The sequence below is a fragment of the Streptomyces sp. NPDC091272 genome, from assembly GCF_044757485.1.
In the GTDB taxonomy this organism is placed as follows: domain Bacteria; phylum Actinomycetota; class Actinomycetes; order Streptomycetales; family Streptomycetaceae; genus Streptomyces.
On sequence record NZ_JBIVVC010000012.1, the window covers coordinates 91,141 to 117,034 of the forward strand.

At 68.6% G+C, this 25,894-nt stretch carries 31 protein-coding genes and 2 pseudogenes; 8 read left to right on the forward strand and 25 right to left on the reverse strand.

The annotated features are described in order from the left end of the window. Positions 1 to 3: 3 nt before the first annotated feature. From ACIQM4_RS28100 to ACIQM4_RS28115, 4 genes are all read right to left on the reverse strand, one after another. Complete coding sequence (locus ACIQM4_RS28100; RefSeq protein ID WP_401597105.1) at positions 4 to 498, reverse strand: hypothetical protein; 495 nt, start codon at positions 496 to 498, stop codon at positions 4 to 6. A gap of 70 nt (positions 499 to 568) precedes the next feature. Further along, complete coding sequence (locus ACIQM4_RS28105) at positions 569 to 1,282, reverse strand: recombinase family protein (protein ID WP_401597107.1); 714 nt, start codon at positions 1,280 to 1,282, stop codon at positions 569 to 571. 306 nt (positions 1,283 to 1,588) lie between these two features. Beyond that, on the reverse strand, positions 1,589 to 2,236 hold the full coding sequence (locus tag ACIQM4_RS28110; protein WP_401597110.1) for a LuxR C-terminal-related transcriptional regulator: 648 nt from the start codon (positions 2,234 to 2,236) through the stop codon (positions 1,589 to 1,591). Further along, positions 2,224 to 3,480, reverse strand: coding sequence for a sensor histidine kinase (locus ACIQM4_RS28115; protein WP_401597112.1), 1,257 nt, complete (start codon positions 3,478 to 3,480; stop codon positions 2,224 to 2,226). Before ACIQM4_RS28115 ends, ACIQM4_RS28110 begins: the two co-directional genes overlap by 13 nt. Before the next feature lie 151 nt (positions 3,481 to 3,631). Here ACIQM4_RS28115 and ACIQM4_RS28120 point away from each other — a divergent pair, with 151 nt between their 5' ends. Further along, positions 3,632 to 4,072 carry a hypothetical protein gene (locus tag ACIQM4_RS28120; RefSeq protein ID WP_401597115.1) on the forward strand — a complete coding sequence of 147 codons (441 nt, stop codon included), beginning with the start codon at positions 3,632 to 3,634 and terminating at the stop codon, positions 4,070 to 4,072. A 482-nt stretch (positions 4,073 to 4,554) separates the two neighbouring features. On the opposite strand, the gene ACIQM4_RS28125 is transcribed toward ACIQM4_RS28120, so the two are convergent. The 3 genes from ACIQM4_RS28125 to ACIQM4_RS28135 all read right to left on the reverse strand — a co-directional run bounded on the left by ACIQM4_RS28125 (position 4,555) and on the right by ACIQM4_RS28135 (position 6,858). Beyond that, entirely contained in the window at positions 4,555 to 5,298 is a 744-nt protein-coding gene (locus ACIQM4_RS28125; RefSeq protein ID WP_401597118.1) for a hypothetical protein, read from the reverse strand. Positions 5,299 to 5,740: 442 nt separating this feature from the next. Then, the gene (locus tag ACIQM4_RS28130) at positions 5,741 to 6,052 is read right to left on the reverse strand and encodes an AzlD domain-containing protein (protein WP_401597121.1); all 312 of its coding nucleotides are present in this window, start codon (positions 6,050 to 6,052) and stop codon (positions 5,741 to 5,743) included. After that, the gene (locus ACIQM4_RS28135; protein WP_401597124.1) at positions 6,049 to 6,858 is read right to left on the reverse strand and encodes an AzlC family ABC transporter permease; all 810 of its coding nucleotides are present in this window, start codon (positions 6,856 to 6,858) and stop codon (positions 6,049 to 6,051) included. The genes ACIQM4_RS28130 and ACIQM4_RS28135 overlap by 4 nt, the downstream gene beginning before the upstream one ends. Positions 6,859 to 6,983: 125 nt before the next feature. Here ACIQM4_RS28135 and ACIQM4_RS28140 point away from each other — a divergent pair, with 125 nt between their 5' ends. Beyond that, positions 6,984 to 7,571, forward strand: coding sequence for a CGNR zinc finger domain-containing protein (locus ACIQM4_RS28140; protein WP_401597126.1), 588 nt, complete (start codon positions 6,984 to 6,986; stop codon positions 7,569 to 7,571). Between the two features lie 171 nt (positions 7,572 to 7,742). Here the strand turns inward: ACIQM4_RS28140 and ACIQM4_RS28145 are convergent, their stop codons facing one another. The 4 genes from ACIQM4_RS28145 to ACIQM4_RS28160 form a co-directional block, all read right to left on the reverse strand. Further along, the gene (locus ACIQM4_RS28145; protein WP_401597129.1) at positions 7,743 to 8,855 is read right to left on the reverse strand and encodes a protein-L-isoaspartate O-methyltransferase; all 1,113 of its coding nucleotides are present in this window, start codon (positions 8,853 to 8,855) and stop codon (positions 7,743 to 7,745) included. Positions 8,856 to 9,172: 317 nt separating this feature from the next. Then, the gene (locus ACIQM4_RS28150) at positions 9,173 to 9,334 is read right to left on the reverse strand and encodes a type II toxin-antitoxin system RelE/ParE family toxin (protein ID WP_401597132.1); all 162 of its coding nucleotides are present in this window, start codon (positions 9,332 to 9,334) and stop codon (positions 9,173 to 9,175) included. Between the two features lie 25 nt (positions 9,335 to 9,359). Beyond that, positions 9,360 to 10,181 (reverse strand): MerR family transcriptional regulator, encoded by an 822-nt coding sequence (locus ACIQM4_RS28155; RefSeq protein ID WP_401597134.1) that lies wholly within the window; start codon positions 10,179 to 10,181, stop codon positions 9,360 to 9,362. Beyond that, on the reverse strand, positions 10,174 to 10,710 hold the full coding sequence (locus tag ACIQM4_RS28160; protein WP_401597137.1) for a VOC family protein: 537 nt from the start codon (positions 10,708 to 10,710) through the stop codon (positions 10,174 to 10,176). Before ACIQM4_RS28160 ends, ACIQM4_RS28155 begins: the two co-directional genes overlap by 8 nt. Before the next feature lie 318 nt (positions 10,711 to 11,028). On the opposite strand from ACIQM4_RS28160, the gene ACIQM4_RS28165 reads away from it, so the two are divergent. From ACIQM4_RS28165 to ACIQM4_RS28175, 3 genes are all read left to right on the forward strand, one after another. Next, a complete protein-coding gene (locus ACIQM4_RS28165) occupies positions 11,029 to 11,439 on the forward strand; it encodes a RidA family protein (protein ID WP_401597140.1) in 411 nt (136 codons plus the stop codon). Between the two features lie 104 nt (positions 11,440 to 11,543). Next, entirely contained in the window at positions 11,544 to 11,750 is a 207-nt protein-coding gene (locus ACIQM4_RS28170; RefSeq protein WP_401597143.1) for a hypothetical protein, read from the forward strand. A gap of 7 nt (positions 11,751 to 11,757) precedes the next feature. Then, positions 11,758 to 12,021: a helicase associated domain-containing protein gene (locus ACIQM4_RS28175; RefSeq protein WP_401597146.1), complete on the forward strand. Its 264-nt coding sequence runs from the start codon at positions 11,758 to 11,760 to the stop codon at positions 12,019 to 12,021. 209 nt (positions 12,022 to 12,230) lie between these two features. Here the strand turns inward: ACIQM4_RS28175 and ACIQM4_RS28180 are convergent, their stop codons facing one another. Then, a complete protein-coding gene (locus ACIQM4_RS28180; RefSeq protein ID WP_401597149.1) occupies positions 12,231 to 12,620 on the reverse strand; it encodes a hypothetical protein in 390 nt (129 codons plus the stop codon). A 453-nt stretch (positions 12,621 to 13,073) separates the two neighbouring features. Here ACIQM4_RS28180 and ACIQM4_RS28185 point away from each other — a divergent pair. Beyond that, positions 13,074 to 13,351, forward strand: a pseudogene (locus tag ACIQM4_RS28185) (IS481 family transposase); the annotation flags it as partial. Positions 13,352 to 13,652: 301 nt separating this feature from the next. Here ACIQM4_RS28185 and ACIQM4_RS28190 read toward each other — a convergent pair. Genes ACIQM4_RS28190 through ACIQM4_RS28200 form a run of 3 tightly spaced genes read right to left on the reverse strand, consistent with a single transcriptional unit; the run spans position 13,653 to position 17,623 of the window. Then, positions 13,653 to 16,847, reverse strand: a complete 3,195-nt coding sequence (locus tag ACIQM4_RS28190) for a tetratricopeptide repeat protein (protein ID WP_401597152.1) — start codon at positions 16,845 to 16,847, stop codon at positions 13,653 to 13,655. A gap of 50 nt (positions 16,848 to 16,897) precedes the next feature. Continuing rightward, a complete protein-coding gene (locus ACIQM4_RS28195) occupies positions 16,898 to 17,227 on the reverse strand; it encodes a trypco2 family protein (protein WP_401597155.1) in 330 nt (109 codons plus the stop codon). A 54-nt stretch (positions 17,228 to 17,281) separates the two neighbouring features. Continuing rightward, positions 17,282 to 17,623 carry a Tn3 family transposase gene (locus ACIQM4_RS28200; RefSeq protein ID WP_401597484.1) on the reverse strand — a complete coding sequence of 114 codons (342 nt, stop codon included), beginning with the start codon at positions 17,621 to 17,623 and terminating at the stop codon, positions 17,282 to 17,284. A 20-nt stretch (positions 17,624 to 17,643) separates the two neighbouring features. Between ACIQM4_RS28200 and ACIQM4_RS28205 the strand changes: the two genes are divergently transcribed. Continuing rightward, on the forward strand, positions 17,644 to 18,111 hold the full coding sequence (locus ACIQM4_RS28205) for a flavin reductase family protein (RefSeq protein ID WP_401597158.1): 468 nt from the start codon (positions 17,644 to 17,646) through the stop codon (positions 18,109 to 18,111). Here ACIQM4_RS28205 and ACIQM4_RS28210 read toward each other — a convergent pair. The 8 genes and pseudogenes from ACIQM4_RS28210 to ACIQM4_RS28245 all read right to left on the reverse strand — a co-directional run bounded on the left by ACIQM4_RS28210 (position 18,104) and on the right by ACIQM4_RS28245 (position 23,588). Next, a pseudogene (locus ACIQM4_RS28210) lies at positions 18,104 to 18,808 on the reverse strand (LysR substrate-binding domain-containing protein). The gene ACIQM4_RS28205 and the pseudogene ACIQM4_RS28210 overlap by 8 nt on opposite strands. Before the next feature lie 85 nt (positions 18,809 to 18,893). Further along, positions 18,894 to 18,986 carry a LysR family transcriptional regulator gene (locus ACIQM4_RS28215; RefSeq protein ID WP_401597160.1) on the reverse strand — a complete coding sequence of 31 codons (93 nt, stop codon included), beginning with the start codon at positions 18,984 to 18,986 and terminating at the stop codon, positions 18,894 to 18,896. A gap of 182 nt (positions 18,987 to 19,168) precedes the next feature. Further along, the gene (locus ACIQM4_RS28220; RefSeq protein ID WP_401597163.1) at positions 19,169 to 19,633 is read right to left on the reverse strand and encodes an EamA family transporter; all 465 of its coding nucleotides are present in this window, start codon (positions 19,631 to 19,633) and stop codon (positions 19,169 to 19,171) included. A gap of 533 nt (positions 19,634 to 20,166) precedes the next feature. Then, positions 20,167 to 20,658 carry a hypothetical protein gene (locus tag ACIQM4_RS28225; RefSeq protein WP_401597166.1) on the reverse strand — a complete coding sequence of 164 codons (492 nt, stop codon included), beginning with the start codon at positions 20,656 to 20,658 and terminating at the stop codon, positions 20,167 to 20,169. Between the two features lie 44 nt (positions 20,659 to 20,702). Next, entirely contained in the window at positions 20,703 to 20,906 is a 204-nt protein-coding gene (locus tag ACIQM4_RS28230) for a hypothetical protein (protein ID WP_401597169.1), read from the reverse strand. Between the two features lie 296 nt (positions 20,907 to 21,202). Beyond that, positions 21,203 to 21,817, reverse strand: a complete 615-nt coding sequence (locus tag ACIQM4_RS28235) for a tyrosine-type recombinase/integrase (RefSeq protein WP_401597172.1) — start codon at positions 21,815 to 21,817, stop codon at positions 21,203 to 21,205. Continuing rightward, a complete protein-coding gene (locus tag ACIQM4_RS28240; RefSeq protein WP_401597175.1) occupies positions 21,814 to 23,040 on the reverse strand; it encodes a hypothetical protein in 1,227 nt (408 codons plus the stop codon). Before ACIQM4_RS28240 ends, ACIQM4_RS28235 begins: the two co-directional genes overlap by 4 nt. Continuing rightward, positions 23,037 to 23,588: a site-specific integrase gene (locus tag ACIQM4_RS28245; RefSeq protein ID WP_401597178.1), complete on the reverse strand. Its 552-nt coding sequence runs from the start codon at positions 23,586 to 23,588 to the stop codon at positions 23,037 to 23,039. Before ACIQM4_RS28245 ends, ACIQM4_RS28240 begins: the two co-directional genes overlap by 4 nt. On the opposite strand from ACIQM4_RS28245, the gene ACIQM4_RS28250 reads away from it, so the two are divergent. Next, positions 23,508 to 23,981, forward strand: coding sequence for a pentapeptide repeat-containing protein (locus ACIQM4_RS28250; protein WP_401597181.1), 474 nt, complete (start codon positions 23,508 to 23,510; stop codon positions 23,979 to 23,981). The genes ACIQM4_RS28245 and ACIQM4_RS28250 overlap by 81 nt on opposite strands. A gap of 718 nt (positions 23,982 to 24,699) precedes the next feature. On the opposite strand, the gene ACIQM4_RS28255 is transcribed toward ACIQM4_RS28250, so the two are convergent. Beyond that, positions 24,700 to 25,008, reverse strand: coding sequence for a hypothetical protein (locus ACIQM4_RS28255; protein ID WP_401597184.1), 309 nt, complete (start codon positions 25,006 to 25,008; stop codon positions 24,700 to 24,702). Between the two features lie 74 nt (positions 25,009 to 25,082). After that, positions 25,083 to 25,865 (reverse strand): SDR family NAD(P)-dependent oxidoreductase, encoded by a 783-nt coding sequence (locus ACIQM4_RS28260; RefSeq protein ID WP_401597187.1) that lies wholly within the window; start codon positions 25,863 to 25,865, stop codon positions 25,083 to 25,085. Between the last annotated feature and the right edge of the window lie 29 nt (positions 25,866 to 25,894).

Consider the following 25,894-nt stretch of genomic DNA (forward strand, 5'->3'; position numbering starts at 1 on the left):
GGTTCAGCGCCCGAACAGGGAGATCACGGTCCGGCCGAACGAAGCGGGTTGCCAGCTACTTCTACCGCGAGGGGGACCGGGGCCGGGGCGATGGGCGTCCCAGCGGATTCGCGCGGTTGGGGGGAGGACCATCGGCACGGTGGGAAACTGAATGTTCTGGCCGACGGCTGGCAGGAACAGTCCTACGGACACGTGGCTGCTGGGCAGGGCTGTTTCCCGCTGGTCCTCGGGCAGGAGTACCTGGCGGTAGTAGGGGTGCAGGAAGGCGACGGGGAGCCAGGTGCCGCCGGCGTCCTGTACCTGGAGGCTCACGATCAGTTTGGCGGCCATCGGCGTGTTGTGGTCCGGCTGCATGTCCTCGGGCGGGTCGCCGACGACGACGGAGAAGAAGAGCGTGTCCACCTCGCTCAGGTCAAGGGGATCCGAGTAGCCGGTCCCGACGAGCGTGACGCCTGCCGGGTTCTCGCGGTTGGTGGCCCAGATCAGTCGTGCGGGCACGGTCCCTCCAAGCGGCGGCGGGGTCACGCGGTCACGTCCGAAAAAACAACGCCAAGGGCTGAGTCGCAGGTCAGCGTACGGGTTCCGTCAAGGCCGTCTGCTCGTCGTGTTCGCGCAGCATGCGCATGACGGTCGCAGGTGAGGTGTGTTGGCGCTTCTTCGTGCCGGTGGTGGTGACGAGCTTCTTGGCGATGTCGCGCAGGCTCAGTTCTTGGTCGCGCAGGTGGAGGGCCATGGACAGCATGTCCTCTTCGGTGACGCCGGCGCCGCCGATGGTCTTGCCGCGTTTGCGGGCGGATTCGTGGCCTTCGAGGGTGCGGACGCGGATGTACTCGCGTTCCATGCCGGACATGGCCGCCAGCACGGTGAACACGATGCCGGAGGGATCGTGCGAGCCCTTCAGCTCCCCGGTGAGGAACTCCAGGCCGACGTCGCCGGCTTTCAGCTCCTCGGCGAGCATGGTGAGTTCGATGCCGCGGCCGAGCCGCTTGTGTTCGTGGACGACGAGGGTGACGCGCACGCCGGAGGAGCGGATCTCCCCGGCGAGTTTGACGGCGGCCTCCAACTCGGGGCGCTTGGTGGCACGGGTGGAGATCTTCTCCGAGAAGATGCGGGTGACCCCGGCATCGGCGAGGGAATCGCGCTGCGCGTCGAGGGACTGCCGGGCGGTCGAGGCACGGGCGTACCTGAAACGGACGTGTCCGACCGGCTCGGTGTCGACGCTCGCGGGCCGGGGCAGTTCGGTCCAGACCGAGCCGGGCTTGCGCACGGCGGGGGTCGGCACGCTGAGCGCGCCTTGGCGAGTTGGGGCACGAGGCGCGCGGTGTGGTACTGGATGGCCACCTTGCCCTTCCCGGTCCGGCACGGCGAGCCCGCGGGGACGGCGCAGGTGGACATCGGGCAGGCGTGCGATTCCACGCGCTTGAAGTCGTCGCTCACGCCCCAGACCGTTTCATGAGGGTGTTTCAGACGTCCAGTCGTTTGCAACAACTCATGAAACATGATCGCCCCAGGTGGACCTCCGGGCGTCAGGGTGTTTCACGAGCGACCACTTATGAAACGTCGACTGCGAGGGGGGGGCCGAGGCTCATCAGGGTTTGTTCAGGTAGGTGAGGACGGCGAGGACGCGGCGGTTGTTGTTGTCGTCATTGGTGATGCCGAGTTTGCCGAACAAGGAGGTCGTGTATTTGCTGATGGCGCTCACGCTGAGGAAGAGCCGCTGGCCGATGGCCTGATTGGACAATCCTTCGGCCATGAGGCTGAGCACGGAGTGTTCGCGTTCGGTGAGCCGTTCGAGTCGCCGGTTCGAGGACCCGCTGGACAGCAATTTGGCGATGACGGCTGGGTCCATGGCGGTCCCGCCACCGGCGACGCGTTCCAGGGCATCGATGAACTGATCGGCGTCGAAGACGCTCTCTTTGAGGAAGTAGCCGATGCCACCGGCGCCGTCGGCCAGGAGTTCGCGGGCGTACAGCTGCTCGACGTACTGGGAAAGGATGAGGACCGGCAGTCCGGGCAGTTCGCTGCGGGCGGCAAGAGCGGCACGCAGGCCCTCATCCGACTGGGCCGGCGGCATGCGGACGTCGATGACGGCAACGTCCGGCCGCCACGTCAGCAGTGCATCGAGCGTCTCGGGTCCGGTTGCTGCCGTCGCCACCACCTGGTGCCCGCACGCCTCGATGAGGCGGACCATTCCGTCACGCAGGAGGTAGAGGTCTTCGGCTACTACGATTCGCATGGCACCATCATCCTCACCCGGGTCGGGCCGCCTGCCGGGCTGGTGATCTCCAGGGTGCCGTCGAAGACCGCGAGGCGGCGACGCAGCCCCGCAAGTCCGCCGTCGGCTCGCAAGCCGGCTCCGCCGCGGCCGTTGTCCTCGACATCGATGACGATGCCGGTGTCGTCCTGGGTGACGGAGATCCGGGCCTGGGTCGCACGGGCATGCTTGACCGAGTTGGTCAGCAGTTCGGCGATGGCGAAGTACAGGGCGGTCTCGATCGGCGGGTCCAGGCTGAGTTGAAGGTCTGCGCTGACAGCCGCTTCGAGCGGGCTGTCCAGGGCAAGAGCGCGGACGGCATCGATGAGCCCGCGGTCGTTCAGCACGGGCGGGTTGATTCCCTGGACCAGTTCGCGGAGTTCGGTCAGTGACGCGGTGGCACCGGCCCGCGCTTCCCGCATCAGCGTCCTGGCCTGGTCAGGGTCGGTTTCCATTAGCTTCTCCGCAGTCGCCAAAGAGAGCCCGAGCCCGACCAGGCGGGCCTGCGCCCCGTCGTGCAGGTCCCGCTCGATCCGGCGGATCTCGGCGGCCTGGGCGACCGTCGCATCCGCGCGCTGGGCGGTCAGTTCGTCCACACGGTCCGCCAGCGCCATGGCGGGTGACGGGCGTAGGAAATGGACGGCCACTGGTTCGACACACCGCCAGGCGTACGGGGCGCTAGCGACGGCCACGACCAGGCCGAGCGTCCCGACGACGCGCGCGGCGGGCTCCGGCTGGCCGAGCCCGAGGATCGCCACGGCCACCCCGGCCGACGGGAGGGACGCGACCACGCCCGCGGTGAGTGGCGCGATCGCCGTGAACCTTAGGTCGCGCCAGTTGGCGGGGTCGCTCCACCGGACCCGCCACTTCTGATCCAAGAGGGCGTCGCGGCGGGTGCGTTCGTAGCTGAAGCCGTTCCACCAGTACCCGGTGGACATCCGCGTCACCGGCCCGGCCTGCCGGTACCCGGCGGGGATGACGGTGGCCGTCCACTTCGCGACGAGGAAGCGGACCATCCGGCAGACCGGGCGGGACAGGGCGAGCGTGCCCCCGCACACCAGCACGACCGGCGCAACCCACGACCAAGGGTTTCCCGCCCCCCACCTGATCCCCAGCGCCACGGCTGCGGCCCACACGGCCGGGACCAGCATGCTGATGACCGCCACGACGCATGCCCGTACGAACCCCACGCCGGCGCGCGCCAGCCACGAACCCAGCTGTCTCATGATTCTTCCTTCGCCCTCCGTTCGGTGCTCCCACTGTGCACCGCGCGGAACCCGCTACCGTCCTGGTCAGCCGAGGAGTGGGGCTAGCCCCACCCACACGTGCGTCCAGACGGATACCGTGTCGTCCGAGCGCCTCGTAGCGTCGGTGAGCATGGAAACCAACAAGCACACCACGACCGAGCCGGCACTCCTCAACAGCTCCCGCGCCCAAGAAGCTTTCGACACGGCGAAGAACAGCGTCAGGGTCTATGGCGCACTCAGCGCCGTCGCCCTCCTGGCGGTCATCGCGGTGTCGAGCAGCGGTCATATGGTGAACACGTTCATGTGGGTCCGGGCAGCCCTGCTGCCTGTAGTCGCCGTGCTGATCTACCGGATGACCGTCTCCGCGTCCCGGGGATCTCGGCGGACCTGCGAGCGCGTGAGCGCCCTCGCCGTCATCATGCCGATCGCGATCATCGGCGTCGACCTGATCCCGGGTGTCTGCCCGCCGTGGTACGCCGTGATGCAGGCCATCTGCATGCTGCCCGTCATCCGAGTCGCGTTCATCACCCGCGGCTCCGCACTGCGCGCCTCCTTCCCCAAGTCACGCTGACCCCCTCAGCTTCTGCGTGCTTCCTGAGCTCGAACTGCACCAAGTGGCTCTTCTCCCCACCGGAGCGGACGGCACGGTGGTGCTGCCCGCACTGCACTCCGGGGGGCAGAGGAAGGCAGGTTCGTTCTTCATCTGCAGGCGGGTCAGGACGTCGTGACCGAGATCGCGCTGACGGTCCAGAAGCCCCCGCAGCCTGACCGAGTGCAGCTGCTGCCGCGCGGGCGGTGAGGAGCCGAGGACTGCCGGAAAACGCGGGACCGTGCCCACGGCCTGACCGCGACGCTCCTGCCGGGCGAGCTCACCACTGGCGATGAACGGCTGCTGGCGCTGCCTGAGGGGCCGGGGGGACTTCAAGGCGGGGAGAAGTGGTTGGAGTGCGCGAGGGCGGCACTGCGCGTGCACAGGGAAATCCTCGCCGAGGAAGAGCACACTCGCAGCTGACAACTTCTCCGCTCAGCCGCGGTGCCGGGCCGGTTGTCCTTTTACCGTGCGGCCGGCTGCACGCCCGCGTCCTGAGGCGGGGTAGTGGTGTAGAAAACCGAGTTCTGCTGCTGGAGCCGCTGTGCCTTGCCCCGGCTGATCAGGGTGTTGAGGGCGTTGCGGACCAGCTGGTCGCTGGTGGCGCGCTCGGGGTGGTGCTCCCTGAGCGCGGCGAGGACTTCCTTCGTCGAGCGCGGGGTGTCCGCGCTGAGCAGCGGGGCGACCAGGTCGGTCAGCGACGGGCCCCGCTTGGTCCGCCCGGCGGGAGCTGTTTTCGCTGTGGTGGCCCGCTGGCCGGGAACCCTTTTCGCCGCCGGCTTCCTTACGGCCCGCTGCTTGGGCGCGTCCGCGGATGCCGTCTCGGTCGCCTCGGCGGCGTTCGGCCCGGAGTTCTCCGCGGGGGCATCCGCAGATGCCGCTACCTCCGTAGCGGCGGTACGGGTCTGCGGCTGCGAGGTCTTCCTCCGGGCCCGCCTGGCCTTCACCGGTGTCGGGGCCGTGGCCTGCTCGGTGGCGGGAGCCGCGGGGGCGTTGTCGGCGGCCGGAACTCCACCGGCCGGGGTGGCGTGGGCGGCTGCGGCCTGGGCGCGCATGGTCTCGAGCCAGGTGTACTCCTGTGCCAGGACGGCGAGACGTTTCTGCGCCTGCTCCACCTGCGCGCGGGCCTTCTCCTGCTCCTCAGCGTTCCTTGCCAGGTCGTCCGCCAGCTGCTGCATGTACTGGTCCTGGATGGGGGTGGTACTCAACGACATCGTCGCTCGCTCTCAGAAAAAGGGGGGCGCGTGGTTAGCCGGATGCTACTCATACACAGCGCGCAGCACAGACACCTCCGCCCCGGCCCCACCCCTACGGGAGGGCAGAGGTGGAGGCGGCGTCCCTTCAGGGGGGAACGGCTTCGAGCCTCAGGCTCTTCGAGCGAGGTTGACTGCCTCGCGCGGCAAGGCTGCTACGTCGCTGCCCGTGGAGCCCCCTGGAGGGCGTGGGCGGGCGATGTGCCGGAGCGCTGGTGGGCATGGCACCCACATTCCCTCCGCACACCTGCACTGACGGTACTGGGTCTTAAGCGCGAAGCAGTACCCGGTCTCCGGAGGCAGCTTCCCAGGGCCGGCCGCGCCGCGCGTGCTCGGCGCCTTCGCGCCGCAGCGCCGCCGCCAGCTTCGCAAAGTGCCGCAGCCTACTACGTGCGAATCAGCGGCTCAGGACGAGGCGCAGGAGGGCCGTGACAGCGACCGCGGCGATCAACGCGACAGGGAGCGGGGCACGGCACCAGAGGAGTAGCGGTACGGCTGCGAGTCCGGCGGTCGCGGTGAGGTCCAGGGTGTTCCAGTGGGGGCCCAGTACGTCCACGGTGACGAAGCCGGCGAGTAGGGCGGGTGCGGTGAGGGCGATGACGGCCTGGGTTCGTGGGGGCATGGTGCGTCCGCCGAACAGGGCGGGGCCGAGGGCCTTGCAGGTGAAGCTGAGGACGGCGAGGGCGCCGATGGCGAGCCAGAGAGTCATCGTGTGGCCTCTTCGTCATGGTGGGCGGACTGTCCGTCAGGTTTTTCGGCCCTGTCTTCCTCTTCGTCCTTGTCTGTCCTTTCGGTCTCTTCGGTTCGGGTGGTCGGCGGGGCGGGTGCCCTGAAGAGGGCGATGAGTGCGGCGAGCGCCGCGCCCACGAGGGCGGGTCCGGCGGGCAGGAAGAGGATGAGGCCGGCTGCGAGGACGGCACCGAGCAGGGCCGGCAGCCGGGTGATCCGTTCCTGGCGGACCTCGTCGAAGAGGAGCGCGACGAAGAGCGCGGGGGTGAGGACGTCCAGGCCGAGCCGGTGCAGGAGGTCGGGGTGGGGGGATGCCATGACTCCCAGGACGGTGCCCGCGACCCAGGCGGGCCACTGGACCGCGGTGGCGCCGAAGAGCAGGTACCGGTCGAACCTTCCGCCGCCGAGATGGGCGGCCGCCCATGATCCGTCGACCACTGCCTGGCCTTCGAGTGCGCGGCGGAACCGGCCGCCGCGCAGGTCCGAGGCGACGGCGATGCCCATGGGTATGAAACGGCTGTTGATCAGTGCCGCGGAGGTGACGGCGCCGACGAGGCCGCCACCGGAGCCCAGTGTCGCCAGCAGGGCGAACTGGGCCGAGCCCGAGAACACGGCCATGGAACAGATCACGGGCGCGAGGTACCCCCAGCCCTGTGAGGTGCTGATCGCGCCGAAGCTCACGGCGAGGAGGAAGGAAGCGGCCGCCAGTCCGGACCCGGTCCTGATTCCGGAGAAGAAGCTCGCTCGCGGGGAGACGGCGGCTTTCGCTGATCGGAGACTGTCCATGCCCCAAGAGTCTAACAGTCAAAAGCCTCTATGGTTGTTAGAAGGGTGCGTACGATGAAGGCATGACGAGCAAGCAACCGGTTCTCCGAGTCCCTGCCGCATCGGGACCTCCTCACGACGCCGGCATGCCATTCGTGGGCGGTCACCCGGTACTTGACTTCGTCAACACCGTCGCCTGGCGCCTGGACCCCGCCCGCACAGCCGACCGCGTCCAGGGCCCCCAGGAATGGGTGCACTGGGCGGCCGCCACCGGAATGCTCACCGCCGACCGCGCCGAGGCGCTGCTCCGGGCCGAAACGGCGGACTCCACGACCGAGGCCGCGACCGAAGCACTCGTGGGCCTGCGCGCTACCCTCTCGTCAGTTCTGGACGCCCTCGTCGACGATGAAAAGCCTCCCGCCGGCGCGTGGGAGGCACTGCGCCAGGCTCTGGTGCTGGCACGCGCGGACGCCACACTGCCGCCGGGTTTCCCCCTGCAATGGCAACCCGGCACGGACCGCCTGGACGACCTCCGCCACGCGCTCGCACTACGCACGGAGGACCTGCTGAGCGACGACCGCTTGAGCCGCATCCGGCGCTGCGCAGGCCCCGGATGCGGCTGGTTCTTCCTCGACCGCTCCCGGAGCGGGACCCGACGCTGGTGCAGCTCGACGGACTGCGGCAACCGGGACCGCGCCAAACGCCACTACACCCGCACCCGCCAACACGGATAACCCGAGAGCATCCACCGCCGGACAACCGTCGCTCCAGTCCCTACCTCCGCGGAGCGCCTCGGCCGAGCCCACGCGGGCGCCAGCGAGGAGCGAGACGGCCAGGCGCCGAAGTCCGGTGAGCCGTCCGAAAATCAAGCTTTGTGGACCCTGTGCCGCCGCCTCCGTGCTCTGTCAGGAACTCCACGGTTCCTGTGGGTTCTTGCACCAGATGTACTGGCGATTGGCTTCGACAGTCATACCGAAGTCCCACAGGGACGGCGCCCCACGGTCCTGCCAATGCTGGCGCCCCTGGCTGATCTCGGCCATCAAGGAGCGGGGGCCGCCCTGGACGACCATGGCCTGACCGTCGGATCGGGTGGTGGCGGCGGCCCAGGAGGTATGTCCGTCGTGGGCGTGGGCGGTGACCTGGCCGTCGGAGGTGAGGGTGGTGGTGATGCGGATGTCGGGGTGGGTGACGCGCAGGCTGAAGATGAGGCTCGCGTCCCGCAGCGCGCGCACGCCCAGTGCGGGGGCTGTGGACGTGCCGGCGGTGGGGATGGTGGTGCGGAGGTCGTGGAAGTCGTGTCCTTGGTCGGTGCCGCGGCGGGGCATGAAGGTGGCGAGCCCCTGGATCCAGCCCGTCGCCGTGCGGGAGTCGTCGGCGACGGTCAGGGCGACGTGGCCCAGCCGTCCCCAGGGGGTGACGATGCGGGCACCGGATGCGCACTGCTGAACCCACGCCCAGGGCACCTCATCGACCGCATAGGTGGAAATCACCCGGTCGAACGGTCGACGGCCGGGGGCGCCGAGCTCTCCGTCCCCGGTGAGTACCTCGGCGTTGAAGCCGTGCTCGGTGAGCCGGTGGTGGGCGGCGGCGGCCAGGTGGGGGTCCGTCTCCACGCTCACCACCTTGCCGGCGCCTGCGCGGTGGGTGAGCAGGGCTGCGTTCCAGCCGTAGCCGGTGCCCAGTTCCAGGACGTGGTGGTCTGGCTCGGGCATGAGGGAGTCGAGCATGTCGATGACGATCGAGGGCGCCGACAGGCTGGAGGAGGGCAGCCCGTCGGTGATTTGCGTCAGGGTCGGCTCATCGGGGCCCGCGTAGGCCAGTGATGCCCACCGGTCCGGGTGCTGGGCGCGGTCGACGGGAACGTGGTGGTGGCCGTCCCACTCCCACAGCCGGTCCGGAGCGAAGAGGTGGCGCGGGACGGCTTGGAGGACGGCCTCGCGCAGCCACGGGGAATCGGCGGGCCAGCCCTGTACGTCGAGTGCGTGGGCCAGGGCGCGGCGGCGGTCGTCGAGAGGCATGGGACGGATGCCTACTTTCTGCGGGTGCCCGACGGAGGAGGCGGGTCCGGGGCCTTCCCGTCCGCGTTCCCGGGCGGCGGCTTGCCCTGCCCGGGATCCGGATCGGGCTTGCGGTGCTCCCCCACAGTGGCCTCCCTCTCTGGCGGGCGTGCCCTTCCCCTTGAATGGTGCACGCCCGGTGGTCAGTTGCACCAGTACGCCTCGCGGGCCCTCTCGCCCGTGCCGCTGAGGTGGCACGGCGGCTGAGCACGGCGCCCCCACCCGGCGGAGGACCCGCGGGTTCGGCGCCGGGAGTACGGTCGCCGTCCCCAGCGCTCCTACCGGGTGCGTCCGAGGTGGAACACGATGATCGTCAGGCGGCCGTCCTCGATCTCGTACATCACCCGGTAGCGCCCCGCGTGGATGCGGCGGATGTTGACCCCGTAGGGGAAGGAGCGGCCTGGCCGCAATCCCGTACGAGTGTCGTCGGACGCCCCCACGGGTGCAGGCTTCCGGGCCCGCGCTCTACTGCCAGGTCGCGGTGTCGGGGTCGATGCCGTGGGCGCGCGCGCTGGCGTCGATGATTCGACGGAACCACGTGGCAAGGCCGGCGCGGATGCCGTCGTAGTGGGCAGCAAATCCCGGATCGGCCTCATACTTGCGGCCGAGACAGACCTGCATCTGCCTGGTGAGGGGAAAGTACGAAGCAAAAACTTCACGGTGCCTCTCGACGAGTTGATTCGCTTCTGGGCTACCAGGTGTGACGCCGGTGTCGATCGCATCCCCGAGGGCGCGGTCGAAGTCGGCAACGGCGTCGGAGATGTCCTGCCATTCCTCCGGACCGCGAGAGGCTGAGCCTTCGGCGTACTGCAGCCATTGCGTCGTGTCTCCGTAGCGCTGACGGGCTTGGGCGGGCCAGTCCGGGTTCCACTGGGGGCCGAAGACCGCAGCCTGCTGCTCGCTGGTCAGCAGCAGGCCGCGCTCGTGGGCGTCGACCATCCGATCCAGTCCGGCGCTGAGCTGCTGGAGGCGGTCGATTCGTTCAGCAACCTGTTTGCGCTGCGCGCGCAATGCGCCGGGTACGTCTGCGGTCGAGCCGTCCAAGATGGCCTGAATCCTGTCCAGGCCGAGACCGAGCTCACGGTAGACGACGATGCGGTGTAGGCGTTCCAGATCACCGGCGGTGTAGAGCCGGTATCCGGCGGCCGTGCGCAGCGACGGTCGCGCCAGACCGATCTCATCCCAGTGGTGCAGCGCGCGGACTGTCACGCCCAGACGGGTCGAGACCTGACCGACAGTCAGACCATCGGCATCAGTGGCGTCAGTGGCGTCAGTGGCGTCAGGCATGCTCCCCATTGTCGCCGCGGCCGACGTCCGGCGGGGTGATCCCGATGGCTTCAAGGTTCCGTGCCTCCTGACTGGCCGGATCAAAGGGCTTCGCCGCAGTGAAGACGATCCGTGCGTTCTCGGGGGTGATCACCTCCACATCGCGGGTGTTCCAGGGAGTGTCCCGTGGACCGTCGACCGAGTTGGGGCGCAACGCAAGACAGGCCTCGGCAAGGGAATCGACCTGGCTGAGCACGCCCGCGAAACTGAAGCTCATCGCTGGTGGCTGCTCCGGAACGCTCGCCGCCGAGACGAGGAGTACGTCCTGGAACGCCCACCGGCGCAGATGCACAAGCGTGCCGGGGACGCTGAACAGCTCGAAGAACCCGAGCCCACGAATCCAGAAGTCCACCGACGCCGCCAAATCACTCGTGGGGATCGTCACGAACGCGGGCATTCCATAGATGCCACGGAACGGCTCCGGCGGAACCGCATCCGGGCCGGGAGCCGGCACGGGACTCATCTCAAACGCGTCGTAGTAGTCACTCATGCACCCCACCCTCCAGCCTCACGCAACGTGAGGGTCAAGCCGGCTCCGTGAATCGCGCCCTACCCCAACGATGCGACCAACGTGGCGGCCGGGTACACCTAGCTAGGCACCGCGGTTGTCGAGTGGGGGCCGGGTACACCTAGCTAGGCACAGCAGTTGGCGAGCGGTTCCGGAGTCAGTCGGTGGTCATGCGGTTCGTGAATGTCGAGCAGAATTGACGGCGTTCTTGCGGGGCGGCGAGAAAAGGGGAGGCGGAAGCCGACTGGCCGTTGGCAGGATGTCCGCGCTGCACACCCGAGGGGAAAGGACCCCACGATCGTGTCTCGTGCCATCACTTTGATCCGCTCCACCGCCCTGTCCGACGTCGCTGAGTACGCCTACGCGGCAACGGCACCCGCCGAGTCACGCCTCATCTTCCTCGCAGGGGCGTGTCCGCTGAACGATGACGGCTCCACGGCAGCGATCGGGGACTACGCGGGCCAGGCAGCGAAAGCCATCGAGAACATGCAGGCCGCCCTTACTGCATCAGGCGCGTCACTCCAGGACGTCATCAGCACACGGGTTCTCGTCGCGTCGGCCCGGCAGGAGGACCTGGTGGCCGCCTGGCAGGTAGTGCGGGACGCGTTCGCCGACCATGACGTCCCCAGCACGTTGATGGGTGTCACCGTGCTCGGATACAAGGACCAACTCGTCGAGATCGAGGCCGTCGCCGCCGTGCTCGATTCCTGAGACCTTTTTCCGGAGCTGTCCTGGAGGCGCCGGGAGGACCTGGACTGGATCGATCCCGGCTGGTGCCCGGCACGGGACGCCGGACGGCAGCGCGCCTGCGACTGGTGCAGAACCACTTGGAGAACGGCGGCAGCCTGCCGATGGTGGCCGGTGGGGTCGTCGTCCGGGGCGAAAACCTCGGAGGGTGGGTGCAGGGCTGCCGTTTCGAATGGGACGCCTTGTTGCCCGCGCAGCAGTGGCTCCTGGAGAACGCCTTGGGTATCGAACCGGCGGAGGAGTCGGAGCGGCCGGTAAAAGCGCACCCAGGATGACAAGTGGATGCTCAACCTCGCGGCCGCGAAGGCGTTCCATGCCCGCGAGGGACACCTGACGGTGCCGAGGAAGCATGTGGAGTCCGTGGAGCCACACGACGGGTCGGGAGGCGCTCGGAGCGACGCTGACGGCCCCCAGGTGGTGGACGTGAAACTGGGGATGGTCCTGGACAACATCCGCAAACGCGCCGACAAGCTCCCCGAGGAACGCCGGGCTGAGCTGGACGCGTTGGGGATGCGATGGAAGACAGCGAAGAGGGCCACGACGTGACTCGGCGTCCGCCGGGGCCACCGTCCGCGCCGTGCCTACACGCGTGCCACCGGTTTTACCCGGGAAACAACAGCACTTTTCACCGACGCATCGATGCCCCTCTCGTCAACAACCCTGCCTGCCACGGGCGCACAGCAGTGCAAACAGGTGGCGCACCCCGGTGCAAGAAGCATGACGCGCGTCGCCGAGGGCCGTTGGCGTGGGCGGTGTCATCCCGTGCTGCCGGTGAGGAGGGTCCGTATCTTCTCGTGCTGCTGCTGGGGGATGTCGGCGGGGACTGCTCCCAAGTAGGTGGTGAGGACGCCGCCGGTGCGTACGACGGTGATGGGCACGGTCTGGTTCATCGCGATGTGCGGCACCGTCCAGGTGAAGGCAACCGCATCGTCCCCGGCATCCGGGGCGGACCACGGCCCGATGTCGATCTGAGCGTCCTGATCGCCGTAGTTCAGCGTGTAGACGAGGAACCCGCCGCACGCCGGCAGGGCCTGCTTCAGCGAGTCCATCACCGCCGAGGCCTCTTCGACGGAGTAGCTTTTCAGCCTGACCGAGTTGAGCTTTGAGAAGTCGATCTTCTGGCCCTTGCGGTCTCTCGGCGTCATTCTTGCCCAGACGTGCGCGACGGGTCGGTGCAATACCCCGTCCATCTCGAAGTCGACGAGGGGCCTGCAGGCCTTGGGGCTGTCGGGGTAAAGCGGTGAGCTCGCGGACGCGCCACCGGCCGTGGGGCTTTCCGTCGTGGACGGTACCTGCGGTTCGGCGACGTAACCCGGGAGGGACTCGCCAGTCGGCAGGACGGACCGCAGGTCAGCCTCGGTCAACGGCTGCGGCCGGGGCGCCCGGGACGGTCCGGCGCCCCCGGGTCCCCATGGCCCGCAGGACGTGACGGCCAGCAGGCAGGCCGTCATCGCGCACAGCGTCCGCACGGTGTGACGGAGACACCGCCCTGCGAGGGATGCCCGCACGTCTCCGCGCGGCGGGGAAGCCACGGTTCATGGGTATCACCCAGCACTGCTCCGGCGACCAGCAGTGTGCCCGGTCGGGCGCATCGGGGCCGATCCGGGCGGGTCCTGGGGCTGCCCGCCTCGACCGTTCACTGCGTTCTGACCCGGCACGGGCTCAACCGCCTGTCCTGGCTCGATCGTCCGACCGGCGCCGTGATCCGCCGCCACGAGCGTGAACGCCCCGGCGAACTGATCCACGTCGACGTGAAGAAGCTCGGCCGGATCCCCGACGGCGGCGGGCACAGGACCCTGGGCCGCCAGGCCGGCCGGGCCACCCGCAGCCGCATGGTTTCGACTACGTCCATTCCGCCATTGACCACCACAGGCGGGGCGTTCAGCCGTCCCGTCAGCCGCAGTGACCGATGTTCGCCTTCGACCGCGGTCACGCACGGGATGGAGGAGGTGAGAGCCCTCCGCCTTGCAACGACCGGTAGTTATGCCACCATCTCGCTGCCTGTCGGGGCGGCTTGCGAGCGGGGTGCCTTACGTCCTGGGCCGCCAGCTTGATGGTGGCAGGGTCAACTGCTTCGAGGGGTGAGCCGACCCGGTAGCGACAGTCGGGGTCGCCCGTCTGGTTGAGGCCGGGGTCTGCGCCCGACTGTTTTTGATCCTGCTCGTGCAAAGGGTCAATTATGAGAATCCGGGCGACAGCGGATTCCGCTTGATCCGACGACGGACTGCCTCCGCCTCTTCCTCGCGCCCGAGCCCTTCACATAGATTCGCCTGTAGTTCCAGCGCGGTGTGGAGTCGGGCAAGCACGTAGGGCGCCTTGGCAACGTGCCTGCGGTAGAGCTCCACAGCCTCCCTTGTGGCGCGTAGCCCGGCAGACAGGTCATCTTCCGCTGCCAGGATCATCGCGATGGTGGCGAGTGAGTCGGCAAGGTCGGGTTCGTAGGCGGCCGGGTTGCCCGCGGCCAGCCGCCGATAGACCTCCACCGCCTCCGCGGCAACGGTCAGGGCCTCGCCCCGCCGACCCGCCTCCGTCAGCTGGATGCCGAAGTTGAACAGCGAGGCGGCGAGGGCGGGTTCGAAGGCGGCCGGGTTGCCCGCCGCCAGCCGCCGAGAGATATCCACCGCCTCCGCGGCAACGGTCAGGGCCTCGCCCCGCCGACCCGCCTGCGCCAGCCGGACGCCGAGGTTGGACAGCGAGCGCGCGAGAGGGGGTTCGTAAGCGGCCGGGTTGCCCACGGCCAACCGCCGCCGGATTCCCACCGCCTCCTGCTCGGCGGTCAGGGCCTCGCCCCACCGGCCAGCCTCCGCCAGCTGGATGCCGAGGTTGGACAGCGAGTCAGCAAGGTCGGGTTCGTAGGCGGCCGGGTTGCCCACGGCCAGCCGCCGCCGGATTCCCACCGCCTCCTGCTCGGCGGTCAGGGCCTCGCCCCACCGGCCAGCCTGCGCCAGCCGGACGCCGAGGTTGGACAGCGAGTCAGCAAGGGCGGGCTCGAAGGCAGCCAGGTTCCCCGTGCCCAGCCGCCGGTAAATCTCCACCGCCTCCGCGGAAATGGTCAGGGCCTCGCCCCATCGACCGGCCTCCGCCAGCCGGATGCCGAGGTTGGACAGCGAGCCCGCGAGGTCGGGTTCGTAGGCGGCCGGGTTGCCCGCGACCAGCCGCCGATAGATCTCCACCGCCTCCGCCGCAACAGTCAGGGCCTCGCCCCGCCGGCCTGCCTCCGCCAACTGGATGCCGAGGTTGGACAGCGAATGCGCGAGGGCGGGTTTGTAAGCGGCCGGGTTGCTCACGGCGAATTGCCGGTGGGCGTGGGTGAGGGCGGTGGTGAGGCGGAGAGCGAGGGGGGCGATGACGCGGGATGGGTAGGGGAGTGCGTTGGTTGCGGTCTGGGCGCCTTGGTAGGTCAGGGGGGCGGTGTCCAGGGCCGCGCTCATGGTGTGGAGGATGTGTTCGCTGGCGGTGGTGCGCCCGGTGTTGTAGTGAGCGACGGCGGCACGGGCCAGGACGGTGATGAGCTGGGCCTGCTGTGCAGGCGCTGCCACGCCGAGCAGGGAGCTCAGCGGGATGTCGCCTTCGATGAGGGTGCGGGAGCTGTGGTATTCGGCGATGCGGTCGGGTTGAAGGGAGCCCCAGTAGTGGTCGCCGTCGGCCGGGTACAGGGAGGCCAGCCACGCGGCGGCGGGTGCCCTCTGGTGAGCAGGCAAGCTGGGCAGGGTCGTAATGACCCGTAGGGCCTCGTCCTTCGTGCCGGCGCCGCACAGGGCGGCCACCGCCACAGCGGCGCCCAAGGTGGCGGCGGACAGGTCGAGTCTGTAGGTGGGCGATCTCGCACTGGCTTCCCAGAAACGGTCCTCGTGTTTGAGGAGGGTGCTCTCTGGTGGGGTACTCGGGTCCGCGTCGACGGGTCGCGGTCCGTGCTGCAGGAGACCGACCAGGGCGGTCATCTGCAGGGTGAGGACGTTGCCGTAGCGGTTTTCGTGGAGATCTGCGGGGGGCCGGAGCGAGGCTGCCAGGGATGTCCACTCGTGTGCGGGCAGGCCGGGAAGCAACGGCAGCAGGAGGGCGAGGTCACGGGCGGCGCGGTGGAAGGCGTCGCACCGACCCTGGACGGCCTGGCTGGTGGGGATGAGCGGGGCGAGTGGGGTGACCGGGGCTTCTTCGAGGAGGTCTCGTACACCGGCGATGGCCTGGAGGGAGCCGGTGCGCCATTGCCCGTCGGAGCGGGCGAGCAGCAGCACGCGCACCCGGTGACGGGAGCGGTGCAGGTGGGTGAGGAGACGGCGGAGCAGGCGGGGACGGGTCTCGGCGTAGTCGACGACCAGCAGCAGGGGCAGAGAGGTGGTCAGAGTGGTGAGGTCGGGCGGGGCGGGGTCGTCGGTGAGGTCCGAGTTCAGGTGTCCGGTGACCCAGCCGCGCCAGCCGAGGGAATCGGTGAGCCGGCGGGCGAGGCGGGTCTTTCCCTGTCCTCCTGGGCCGGTCAGCACGCGCACCTGAATGGCGGGCGGGCCGTTCTCGCACCATGCGTGCAGGTCGGCGAGTTCGCTTTCGCGGCCGTGGAAGGCGACGGCTTCGGCGTCGGCGCGCAGGAGAGCGGCCGGGGAGCGGAGGTTGCGGTCGACGGCGGCTGGGGTGAGCAGGGCGGCGGGTTCGACCGGTTCAAGGACGGGTTCCCAGCCGGTGTGTTCGGTGATGAGGGCGCGGAGGGCGCCGTCGGCGAGGAGATGGGTGGCGGGGGTGGCGGTCAGGCGGGTGCCGTCGTCGGCCTTGCGGTCGCGACGCATGATTCCGCACAGCAGGTCTGAGCCGTAGCCGTCGTCGGTGAGTACGGCGGCGCCGGACATGCCCGACCAGCGGCTCCCACCGGGAGTGTCTGTTGCGGCGGCGGGGGTGGGATCGGTACTGGTGAGTTCGTAGCGGCCTGCCAGGGATCCGGTACCCGGGGCGATACGTCCCGTGAACTGCTCATCCAACCGTCGGCCGTCTGTGACGTCCTTCTGCAAGCGGGGAAAGCCGCTCGCGGTGACTGGGTGGGGTTGCGTCCCGATGATGAGGCCGTAACGCTGGGGCGGCCGGGTGAGCAGGTCGCCGAGGGACTGCGGCACCTTCCAACCGTGGCCGTCGGTAATCTCGATCAACGCGGCGTCCACGGTGTCGTCCGTGCGCTGCCATCGCACCACCGCAGGGAACTCCCGTTCGCCGGTGTCGGGCAGACTTACCGTCACCGGGCTGTCGGAGCCGGGGTCCACTTGGTCGAGGACGTGGGCGGCGGTCAGCACCAGCCGCGGCCCCACCAGGTACCCCGAGCCGAACCCCTTCTTCCTCTCCCCGTCCTTCAGCCGGTCCACCCGGATCTGCACCCGCCGGTCGAACTCCACCAGTGCTCCCCCGCTTCCTTGCCGCCGCCTTCGGCACGTGCCTGGAGGGTCTACTCCTCGTCGCTGACGTCGATGTCGCCACCACCGGGCCGGTGCGGGGTCAGCTTCACGCTCACCGTGTGGGTTGCTTTGCTGCCGCTCTCCTTCTTCCCGCCCAGGCTGATCACGCTCCACCGCAGCCCGCCGTTGACACCCTTGGTACCGGTCAGCTCCAGCCCGAGGTCCAGAGTGATCTCCCCCATCGTGAACAACACCCCCCGGTGGCCTGAACCCGAAGGACGAGCAATCCGGTCCTGTGCCTCGGCGACCTGATCCCGCAGCAGCGTGATCGCGTCCGCCAGATCCATCCACTCCTGCTCCGAACCGCTTGCGTTACCCACCACAATCCCCCTCATCTCCCATGCCTCCTGCCGTACGGCAACAGGCGTATCCAGCTACGTCAATCCTCCCGGCACGAACCAGCGGAAGCCATCCCTAGATCGTCGTAACTTCCGAAAACCTGACACGCTCCCGGCCCGACGCCGCCGAGGCCCAGGGGGCGAGCATCTGTTCCTACACGGTGTTCTCCGTCTCCGCCGCGGCGGCGGCCGGGTCGCGCAGGGGGGGCTCAACATCCCACCGTTGGGGAGGGCCGGCAGGAAGCTGTACCGGCCCAGGACGTTGAGGTGTCTGGCCTTCAGCGGGGACAGCCGGGCCAGGTACTCGTCCTGCACCTCCGTGCCGGCCTCGTGCAGAACGGTGACCACGGCGTCGAGGTAGCGGGTGTGCCACAGCAGCCGCTCCTAACGTGTTCTGCATGACGACGTCCGAGACGGTGACACTCACTCACGCCGACCTGGTCGAGGCGACACTCACGAACGCCGACCTGGACGGGACGACACTCAAGAACCTGTCCGCCGAGACGCCCACACGGGTCGTCTCCCTGTCCCGCACCAGCCGCACGGCCCGCGGCATTCAGCACCAACAGGCCTTCGCCGTGAATGTGCTGAGCTGGGAACAGCGCGACCTCATGCGGCACTTCGCCGTTGGTGAGCCGCACCAGCGCTTCGACGGGGTCCCCTACAACTCCAAACGCGGTCAGCCCGTCCTGCCAGGAACCAGCGCCGACGTCGTCTGCTCCGTAAAGTCGGTCCATGAGGAAGGCGACCACGTGCTGCTCGTGGGGCAAGTCGTGGAGTCCACGCACACCCCCGAACAGACTCCCGTCATCTACCACCGCCACCACCAGCACCCCGTCCCGGCCGCGGACGGGGCCGTCAGTTGAAGACCTCACTGCGGGCGGCAGCCGCGCGCAGCGCCGCCAGCCCTTGAGCGATTGCGGGCTGGGCGTCGCTGCCGCGGCGTACGCACGTCAAGAGGCGGCGCCGGGGGGCAGGATCTCCCACCAAGGGAATCCGGGCCACCGGTGCCCCTGGGGGCAGAGGCGCCCAACGAGGGATGAGACTGACACCGAAGCCGCCACCGACCAGGGTGATGATGGCGTTCCACTACTGGGCCCGGTGCTCGATGCGCGGGACGAAGCCGGCAGCCTGGCAGGCAGCAAGGATGAGCTGGTGCTGGTCGATGCTGTCCGGCGCGGCGACGAAAACCTCCGCTGCGGCCTCGGCGAGCGACACTCGCTGGGCGACAGCCAACCGATGACCGCTCGGGACAAGGAGTTCCTGACGGTCATCGGCCAGTGGCTGTTGGTAGAAGCGGTGGTCCGACGCCGAGGGGTTGGCCGGTAGCGGCACGACGACCGCGACGTCGGTGGCGCCGGCGGCGAGCAGGTCGAAGGAGTCCGAGGCTTCCGCCTCGGCCAGCTCCAGGCGCAGATCGGGGGCTGTGTGCCGCAGTTCCTGGGCTGCGGGGACCACCAGGCCCACCAGGGCTGTCGGAAAGGCAGTGATCCTCAGGAGGCCGGCGGCGTCACTCTGGAAGGCCGCCAGCTCCGCGCGGGCGCTCTCCCACTGGGCGTACATCACGTCCGCATGGCGCAACAACGCATAGGCTGCCGAGGTAAGTTGCGCTCCCCGTCCTCGTCGTTCGACCAGGTTCACGTCCAGGTCACGTGCCAGGGAATGGACTTGCTGAGACCGCTGCCGGGGTGAGGTGAAGTGCCTCGGCCGCGGCGGACATCGAACCGTGCTGGTGCACCATCTGAAGGATTCGCAGACGCCGATCATCGATCGTTGTTCTCTGTCCTTGCTCCTCAGCCTGCCCGGCCCCGCTCGGAGGTCGGGCGAAGTACCTCACCCTAGCCACGACCTGTGCCCCTGCCGGCTTTGGCAGGGGCACAGGTCGTGGTACGGATTCGCCGGGGAAAACACCAGGCAGTCGTCTCAGCGGCGCACGGCGCGTGCTCCGGACTCTGCGGCGTGGACGATTCCCTCGCCTCGATCCGGTTTTGGTTCCGGTTCCTGCCGACGGTGCGGTGCGCTATGTGCCTTGCCCTTTGCAGACCGTGCGGGCACCAGGAACGTTCCGATGGACGCAATGACGACACAGGCGACCCCGCCCCACTGCAGCCCGGTGAGGAGTTCCTCGAGAAGGGCCACAGCGGCCAAGCCACCCACCGCCGGCTCCAGGCTCTCCAGCACCGCCACGATTCGCGACGGCAGACGCCGCAGGGCAGCCATGTCGAGGGTGTAGGGAAGCACGGCGGACAACAGCGCGATGCCGAACCCGGCCGCAAGGACCCTCGGCTCAAGCAGCCGCCCACCGGCCTGCGCGACACCGAAAGGCAGTGACAGCACCGCCGCCCACAGCACCGCGTAAGCGAGGAACGTGCCGTCCGTACTGACCACACCCGCCTCTTATTGAGAAGTACGTACACGGCCATCGCCACCCCCGAGATCAGCCCCAGCACCACCCCTGTGACCGACAGATCCCCGCCCGAGCCGAGCGGATTCCAGAACAACAACACCCCGGCCCATGCCAGCGCCGCCCACACCAGGTCCAGCAGCCGGCGAGATCCCGCCAGCACCAGCACCAGAGGTCCCAGCAGCTGCAGCGTGGTCGACACCCCCACAGGAAGCCGCTCCAGAGCCAGGTAGACCACGTTCATCCCCGCGATGCCGTCGTCCCCAGGGCCATGATCAGGCCGCGCTACCGCCAGCTGCGCGGGAGCCGGGGCCTCCACAGAACCAGGAGCACGGCGGCCGCCAAGACCAGCCCCAAAGTGACCGCGCCGGATGCGCCGACGGCCCCGAACAACGAGCAGGTTCGCCCAGCACCTCGAACGAGACCTCGACGCCGTCACCGCGAGCCTCACGCAACCATGGAACTCCGGCGTCGTCGAAGGACACGTCAACCGCATCATTCTGTGGAATCAGCAGTGTCAAGCCGTGTGCTTGTGAATCACGTCGAGGTAGTGCCGATCACGGTGCGGCACGTGGTTGTCCCGTCCCGGCAGGCTGAAGACCGCGCAAACGTCAGCGGGCTGGGTGAGGATGCTCGACTGCTCGCCGAATGTGAGAGTGCTGTTGACCGCATGCCGACAGCCAGCGGCGTCGAGGGCGTCGACCAGTTCCTCGCGGAGGACGGTGGCCTCGAACGAGTCGGCATCAGGCAGGACGAGCGGCGGAAGTTTGGCGGCCGAACCGGGCCAGAGGTTGATCCAGATCCCGCTGACGGTCCGCTGAGTGACCACCAGCCCCAGCCCGTCCCAGGAGTACGGGTAACCGTCGATGTCGGGCCCCTTCAGGCGGTGGGCCGGGTGCGGGCGCCCCGGGCCGAGAAGGTCTTCAGCCTCAGCCAGGGACATTCCGCAGTTCAGGGGCCCGAGCCGGCCAGTGCGGGAGAAGTCGACGAGTACGTCCATCAAGGTCACGACAGTGACTGTGACACTCTCCCGCGCCACTTCGCACTCCGATATCAGCGCGACGCTGGGCCTGCACTGCCTTGCCGGACGGCGATGAGTGGCAGAAGGCATGCACTGGCCGGCACGTCGAGTTCGCGGGGTGTCGGGCCTGCGGGTGTCGGAGTGTCGGCCAGACGGTCAAGCAGGCGGTCCAGAGCGGCCTGACCGTCGTTGACGGCCGCGCGTTCTTCGTCGGTGAGCGGGATCGCTGCAGTCATTTCTGCAGGTTGTCTTTGGCTTCGAGGAGTTGGGCTCTCGTGGAGTCCTTGGGGGTGTAGAAGTCGCAGCGTGCGCAGGCCATGCGGTGCTGGCACTGTTCGAAGAAGGTGTAGGTGCAGTAGCCGTGTCCGAGGTCGTAATGCTGCCAGGGCTCGCCGGTCGCGGTGGCGCCGGAGGCGACCGCGTCCCGGTCGACCAGGACCTCGATGGTGCGGACATTCCGCTCGAAATAGCCCGCCTTGGAGTACGCCTTGGACAGAGTGTTCGGAGTGATCTTCGCGTAGTACTGGGTGGATTACGGCGATCGGTGTCCGAGCCAGGCTTGCAGCTCGAATAGCGTCATCGGTTCCTTGGCGTTGTAGAGCTGGCTGGCGATGGTTGACCGGGCTCGGTGGCTGGTGATGTTCCCGCGGACGTCGGCGTCCGGGACTCCGGCCTTGCGGCAGAGCATCGGGATGATCGTGTTGTTGATGTAGCTGGTGGAGAGGCGGCGGGCGCGGACGGCGAACAGCAGCTCGACGTGCTCGCCGGTGCGGCGGTCGGTGAACTTCGGCTGGTCGGGGCGGACGGCCTGCCAGACGCCTATGGCCTGGCCGAGGATCGGGTCGACCGGCTTGGTGAAGGTGATGCCGGTCTTTTGGGTTGGAACGTCGAGGAGGCAGATCGCGTCGCGGGCCAGTACTTGCTGTGAGTCGCCGGCGATGGGTGCTCCGTCGTGCTGCCAGCGGATGCAACCGAGTCTCAGCCGGGCGATCTCGTTGCTGCGTTGACCGGAGAACAGCCAGGTCAGTGTGACCGCGCGGACCAGCTCGAAGGGGTAGAAGTGCCCGGACCGGGTCGGCGGAAGATCCGCGGGATCAAGGTTGAGACCGGCCCACAACAGCTTCGCCCAGACCTCGTCAGCGATCACCCGCGGGTCGGGCCGAGGAGGGCGGTGATGCTGCGGGGGATGGCCAGAGCGCGCAGTGGGTCGAAGCGGCGGGGCAGCCATTCCCATTCCTGGCAGTCCCGGAAGAAGGTACGGAGTGCAGTGATCTGTCCGGCCTTGGTGGGCGCCTCCAGCGGCTTGCCGAGCCGGTCCCCCAGGCCAGCCGTGCGCTGGACGTAGTCGCCGACCTTCATCCGGTCCAGTGCGACGATCCAGGTCGCGCAGGTCTGGCGGGTCCAGTCGGTGGGGTCGGCGGCGTCGGGCTGTTCGGCGGCGATCCACCGGCCGACTCGCAGGAGGGTGGAGCGGATGCTGCCGCGGACGCGTGGGGTGAGGGTTGAGGTGTCGTGCCAGCGGTCGGCCCACTGTTCCCAGATCTTGGCGCCGCCGGTGGCCCGCGCCGAGTGACGGCCGGTGCTCTGCAGGGGCGGATCGCTGAAGCCGAGCGTGGCGACCGCGCGCTGCAGAACGTGCAAAGTGTTCAACTGGGAGCCCTCCAGCAGCCGGTCGCGGCGGACCCGGTCGAACAGTGCGGTGTCCATGTCCTCCAGGTGCGGGCTGTGGTTGAGCAGGAACAGCTGGCAGGCGACCGACGGCAGCAGCGTGTCGTCGGCTTGGCCCAGCTGGTAGCCCCAGGTGCCAAGGACCGTGCGGATGCGGGCGATCTCGCTGGTGACGCGGTCGCGTCCGAAGATCCGCCAGGACAGTGTGAGGCGTTGGAAGCTGCCGAGCTGGTGGAACTCGTTGAAGGAGCCGAGCAGGTAGGCGTGCGCCGCAAGGTAGGGGCGGACTTCGTCCCCGGCCCAGGCGGGTGCGTGCTGCCGGAACTCGGCCTGGGTGCGGCCGAGTAGACGGGTCCATTCCTGCGTGTCCCAGCCCCAGTAGCTGCGGCCGGTCTGCGCGCTGTGCGTCAGCAGAAGGGCGATCACGTCGAGCATGGCCCGTCGGCGGTGCGCAGTGGGCGGCGAGTCGAGTGCGGCGTTGACCGCCTCCAGCGGACCCAGCAGCCGTGCGATCACGCGCCAGCCCGGTGCGGCCGGGTCGTGGTACTGCAGCTGGCGCAGATTGCGGACACCGAGTTCGAGTACGGCCCGTGCCTCAGCAGGGCGGACCGCGACGGCCGTGTCGTAGCGGCCCGGGACGATGGGCCAGGACCAGCGACCATCGTTGGCCTCGGTGGCGATGACCAGTGACGGCCCGGTCACTGCGACGCCTCCGCCGTCGTGCCGGCCTGGGCGGTGAGCATCTGTATTCGCCAGGCATGAATGTGGTTCATGCCGCGGGTCAGTTTGTCGGCCAGGTCCCGGCCGGAGAGGTGGATGTACTGAAGGGTGGTGTCGGTGTGACGGTGTCCGGCGAACGCCGCGATCGCGTGCAACTCCCAGCCCATCCGGGCCAGATCGGTCAGACACAGATGCCGGGTGGTATGCGTGGAGAACCGCTCGACACCGGAAGCCAGCGCGAGCTTGCGGACCACCTTCGACCAGGTCCACAGGCTCAGTGGCTGGGCGTGATTGCGGCGCGATTCCGATAGGAACAGCGGCCCGCGGGCCCGGCTGATCGTGGCCCGGTGGGCGAGGTAGTCCGACAGCAGCACCCCCGTCGGTGCCGAGTAGGGCACCACCCGCTCCATCCGGTTCTTCGTCGTTTCCGCCCGTATCCGCAGCGTGCGGTGGGCCGGATCGACATCGTCGGTCCGCAGCGAGCACAGTTCCTCACGGCGCAGTGCCGCGTCGTAGGCCAGGGCGAGCATCACACGGTTGCGTACCGACTCGCCAACCTGGCCTGGGCCACTCTCACCGATGCCCACCTGGACAGAGCGACGCTTATAGGCGCCAACCTGTCCAGGACCACGCTCACCGGCGCCAAACTGCGCAGGGCCACACTCACCGACGCACACCTGACCAGAGCGAATCTTGCAGGCGCCGACCTGGACAGAGCGACACTCACAGGCGTCAACCTGTCCGAGGCGACACTCACCCACACCAGCCTGTACAGAGCCACTCTCACCGGCGCCAACCTGACCGGGGCAACGCTCACCGGCGCCAAACTGGACGGGGTAGATCTATCGCAGGTCCACGGGCTCACTCCCGACGCCATCGCGGAAGCACGGACGGACCAGATCGTACTTCCGCCGGGACTATGAGCTTGTTTTTTACGGTCCGGGACCTGCGCCGCTGCCCATATATGGGCGGTTTTCCCTGCTGATTTCTCCGCCTTGACGAAGGCTTCCAGGGCACTTCCCGCCTTGACACCCCATTTAGCACCGGTAGCGCCCCATCCAAGACCAGGAATGGCTGCGGCCGCAGAGAGGGACGCGTTGAGTGCATCGCCTTCGAGGCCGTACCACCCGGAGTTTGCGAGGTCGGCAACTTCGCCTGCGACCGGTATCATCCGGGCCGCCGCAGCTCTCTCCTTCGCTTCCTTGTCTGCCAGAATCACCCAAGCAGCCAACGCGTCCTTCGACGCCTGATTGGCCGCGTCACTGTCCTTGCCGACCGCGATCTCGGAATCGTGTGCGATGCGGGCCGACGCCCAAGCCTCGTCTGCGGAGCCGCGGGCAGCAGCGGCGTACGAGTCGGTGCGAGTAGCGGAGTGCTCCGCGTTACGCGCGGACTGTTGGGCGTCTGCTTCCGCCTTGCGCGCGGTCCTGGCGGAGTCTGCGGCCTGGGCCGCGGACGCCTCGGCTGGGTTGGGCGACTTCTTCGCCTCATCGGCGAAGTTCTGAGCCTGCCCGGCGAAGTCAAGTGCCTGCTGGGCGTACTTGGCTGCCTCAGTGGCTGCGCCGGCGGCGTGCTGAGCTGCTTCGCCTGCCTTCTTGGCGTTCGCCTGTGCCGTGGCCGCGACGCTGGCGGCACTACGGATCAAGTTCTCGATCTGCAGGTTGTGCGTGGCAGTGAGGAGGTCCTTGCGCTGGGCCTTGTACTGGCCGGACTTGATGAATTCGTGCAGCACCTGTCCTCAAAGCAGTAGGCGTTGCGGAGTTCTTCGGCCGTCGCCCAGGGCACGGCGACATCGTTGCGCCGGGCCAGCGTCATCAGGAGCTCAGGTTCGAGGCATCCCTCCAAATGCACGTGCAGTTCAGCCTTCGGCAGCTTTCGGCAGAACCCCAGCGTTTCGGCTTCTGGCGCGTCCGATGTCCCCGGGTTGTGGATGGGATCTGTGCTGCTCACGGGCGGGCCCCTTGGGGAGCCGGGTTCGGCAGCGGCTGGGTGAAGGACTGTTGTCAGCAGGTGGTACTGGTCCGTCAGTTGCGGCCGGCCATGACCCCGCCGTCCACGTCCCAGACGGCTCCGGTGACCCAGTCCGTCTGGTTCGACAGCAGGAAGGCGACGGTGGCGGCGACGTCGTCGGGGGTGCCGGTCCGGCCCAGGGGGTGGAAGGCGTTGAAGCCGTCGAGTGCGGAGTCGAGGTCCGCCTTGGGGATGAACTCTTCGTAGATGGGGGTGCGGACGACGGCGGGAGCCACCGCGTTGACGCGGATGCCGTGCGGGGCCAGTTCCATCGCCAGGTGCTGGGTCAGGGAGTGAATCCCGGCCTTGGCCATCGAGTACGCCGCGGACGGGGTGGCGGCCACGGCCTGGTGCGCCCACATGGAGCCGATGTTGACGATGGATCCCTTCACGCCGCGGGCGATCATGTTGGCGGCGACGGTCTGGGTGAGGAAGAAGAACGCCCGGTTGATGGCCTGGTAGCGGTCGTAGTCGGTTGCCGTGTTCTCCAGGAACGGCTTGGGGGCGAAGACGCCGGCCGCATTGACCAGGAGGGTGGCGTCGGGGTGCTGTTCGGTGAGGGTCTCGCGCAGGTGGTCGACGGCCGTCGGGTCGGCCAGGTCGGCCGCCAGGCCGACGGTGTGGCCGTGCGCCGACAGGGCGGAAGCGGCTTGGTCGGCGCTCTCTTGCGAGCGTCCGGTGACGATCGCGCTGCCGCCTCCTTGGAGGACGGTGCGGGCGATGGCCTGGCCCATGCCGCTGGTGCCGCCGATGACGATGATCTTCTGGCCGGTGAAGTCGATGCTGGTGCTGGACATGTGGTGCTCCGGATGTCGAGAGTCGTGGG

Excerpts from the sequence above, each read along its gene's own strand:
- ACIQM4_RS28110 (WP_401597110.1), bottom strand. The coding sequence starts at position 2,236 with ATGCGAATCGTAGTAGCCGAAGACCTCTACCTCCTGCGTGACGGAATG.
- ACIQM4_RS28115 (WP_401597112.1), bottom strand. The coding sequence starts at position 3,480 with ATGAGACAGCTGGGTTCGTGGCTGGCGCGCGCCGGCGTGGGGTTCGTA.
- ACIQM4_RS28120 (WP_401597115.1), top strand. The coding sequence starts at position 3,632 with ATGGAAACCAACAAGCACACCACGACCGAGCCGGCACTCCTCAACAGC.
- ACIQM4_RS28130 (WP_401597121.1), bottom strand. The coding sequence starts at position 6,052 with ATGACTCTCTGGCTCGCCATCGGCGCCCTCGCCGTCCTCAGCTTCACC.
- ACIQM4_RS28135 (WP_401597124.1), bottom strand. The coding sequence starts at position 6,858 with ATGGACAGTCTCCGATCAGCGAAAGCCGCCGTCTCCCCGCGAGCGAGC.
- ACIQM4_RS28140 (WP_401597126.1), top strand. The coding sequence starts at position 6,984 with ATGCCATTCGTGGGCGGTCACCCGGTACTTGACTTCGTCAACACCGTC.
- ACIQM4_RS28145 (WP_401597129.1), bottom strand. The coding sequence starts at position 8,855 with ATGCCTCTCGACGACCGCCGCCGCGCCCTGGCCCACGCACTCGACGTA.
- ACIQM4_RS28155 (WP_401597134.1), bottom strand. The coding sequence starts at position 10,181 with ATGCCTGACGCCACTGACGCCACTGACGCCACTGATGCCGATGGTCTG.
- ACIQM4_RS28160 (WP_401597137.1), bottom strand. The coding sequence starts at position 10,710 with ATGAGTGACTACTACGACGCGTTTGAGATGAGTCCCGTGCCGGCTCCC.
- ACIQM4_RS28175 (WP_401597146.1), top strand. The coding sequence starts at position 11,758 with ATGCTCAACCTCGCGGCCGCGAAGGCGTTCCATGCCCGCGAGGGACAC.
- ACIQM4_RS28180 (WP_401597149.1), bottom strand. The coding sequence starts at position 12,620 with ATGACGCCGAGAGACCGCAAGGGCCAGAAGATCGACTTCTCAAAGCTC.
- ACIQM4_RS28205 (WP_401597158.1), top strand. The coding sequence starts at position 17,644 with ATGACGACGTCCGAGACGGTGACACTCACTCACGCCGACCTGGTCGAG.
- ACIQM4_RS28215 (WP_401597160.1), bottom strand. The coding sequence starts at position 18,986 with ATGGTGCACCAGCACGGTTCGATGTCCGCCGCGGCCGAGGCACTTCAC.
- ACIQM4_RS28230 (WP_401597169.1), bottom strand. The coding sequence starts at position 20,906 with ATGACTGCAGCGATCCCGCTCACCGACGAAGAACGCGCGGCCGTCAAC.
- ACIQM4_RS28245 (WP_401597178.1), bottom strand. The coding sequence starts at position 23,588 with ATGCTCGCCCTGGCCTACGACGCGGCACTGCGCCGTGAGGAACTGTGC.
- ACIQM4_RS28260 (WP_401597187.1), bottom strand. The coding sequence starts at position 25,865 with ATGTCCAGCACCAGCATCGACTTCACCGGCCAGAAGATCATCGTCATC.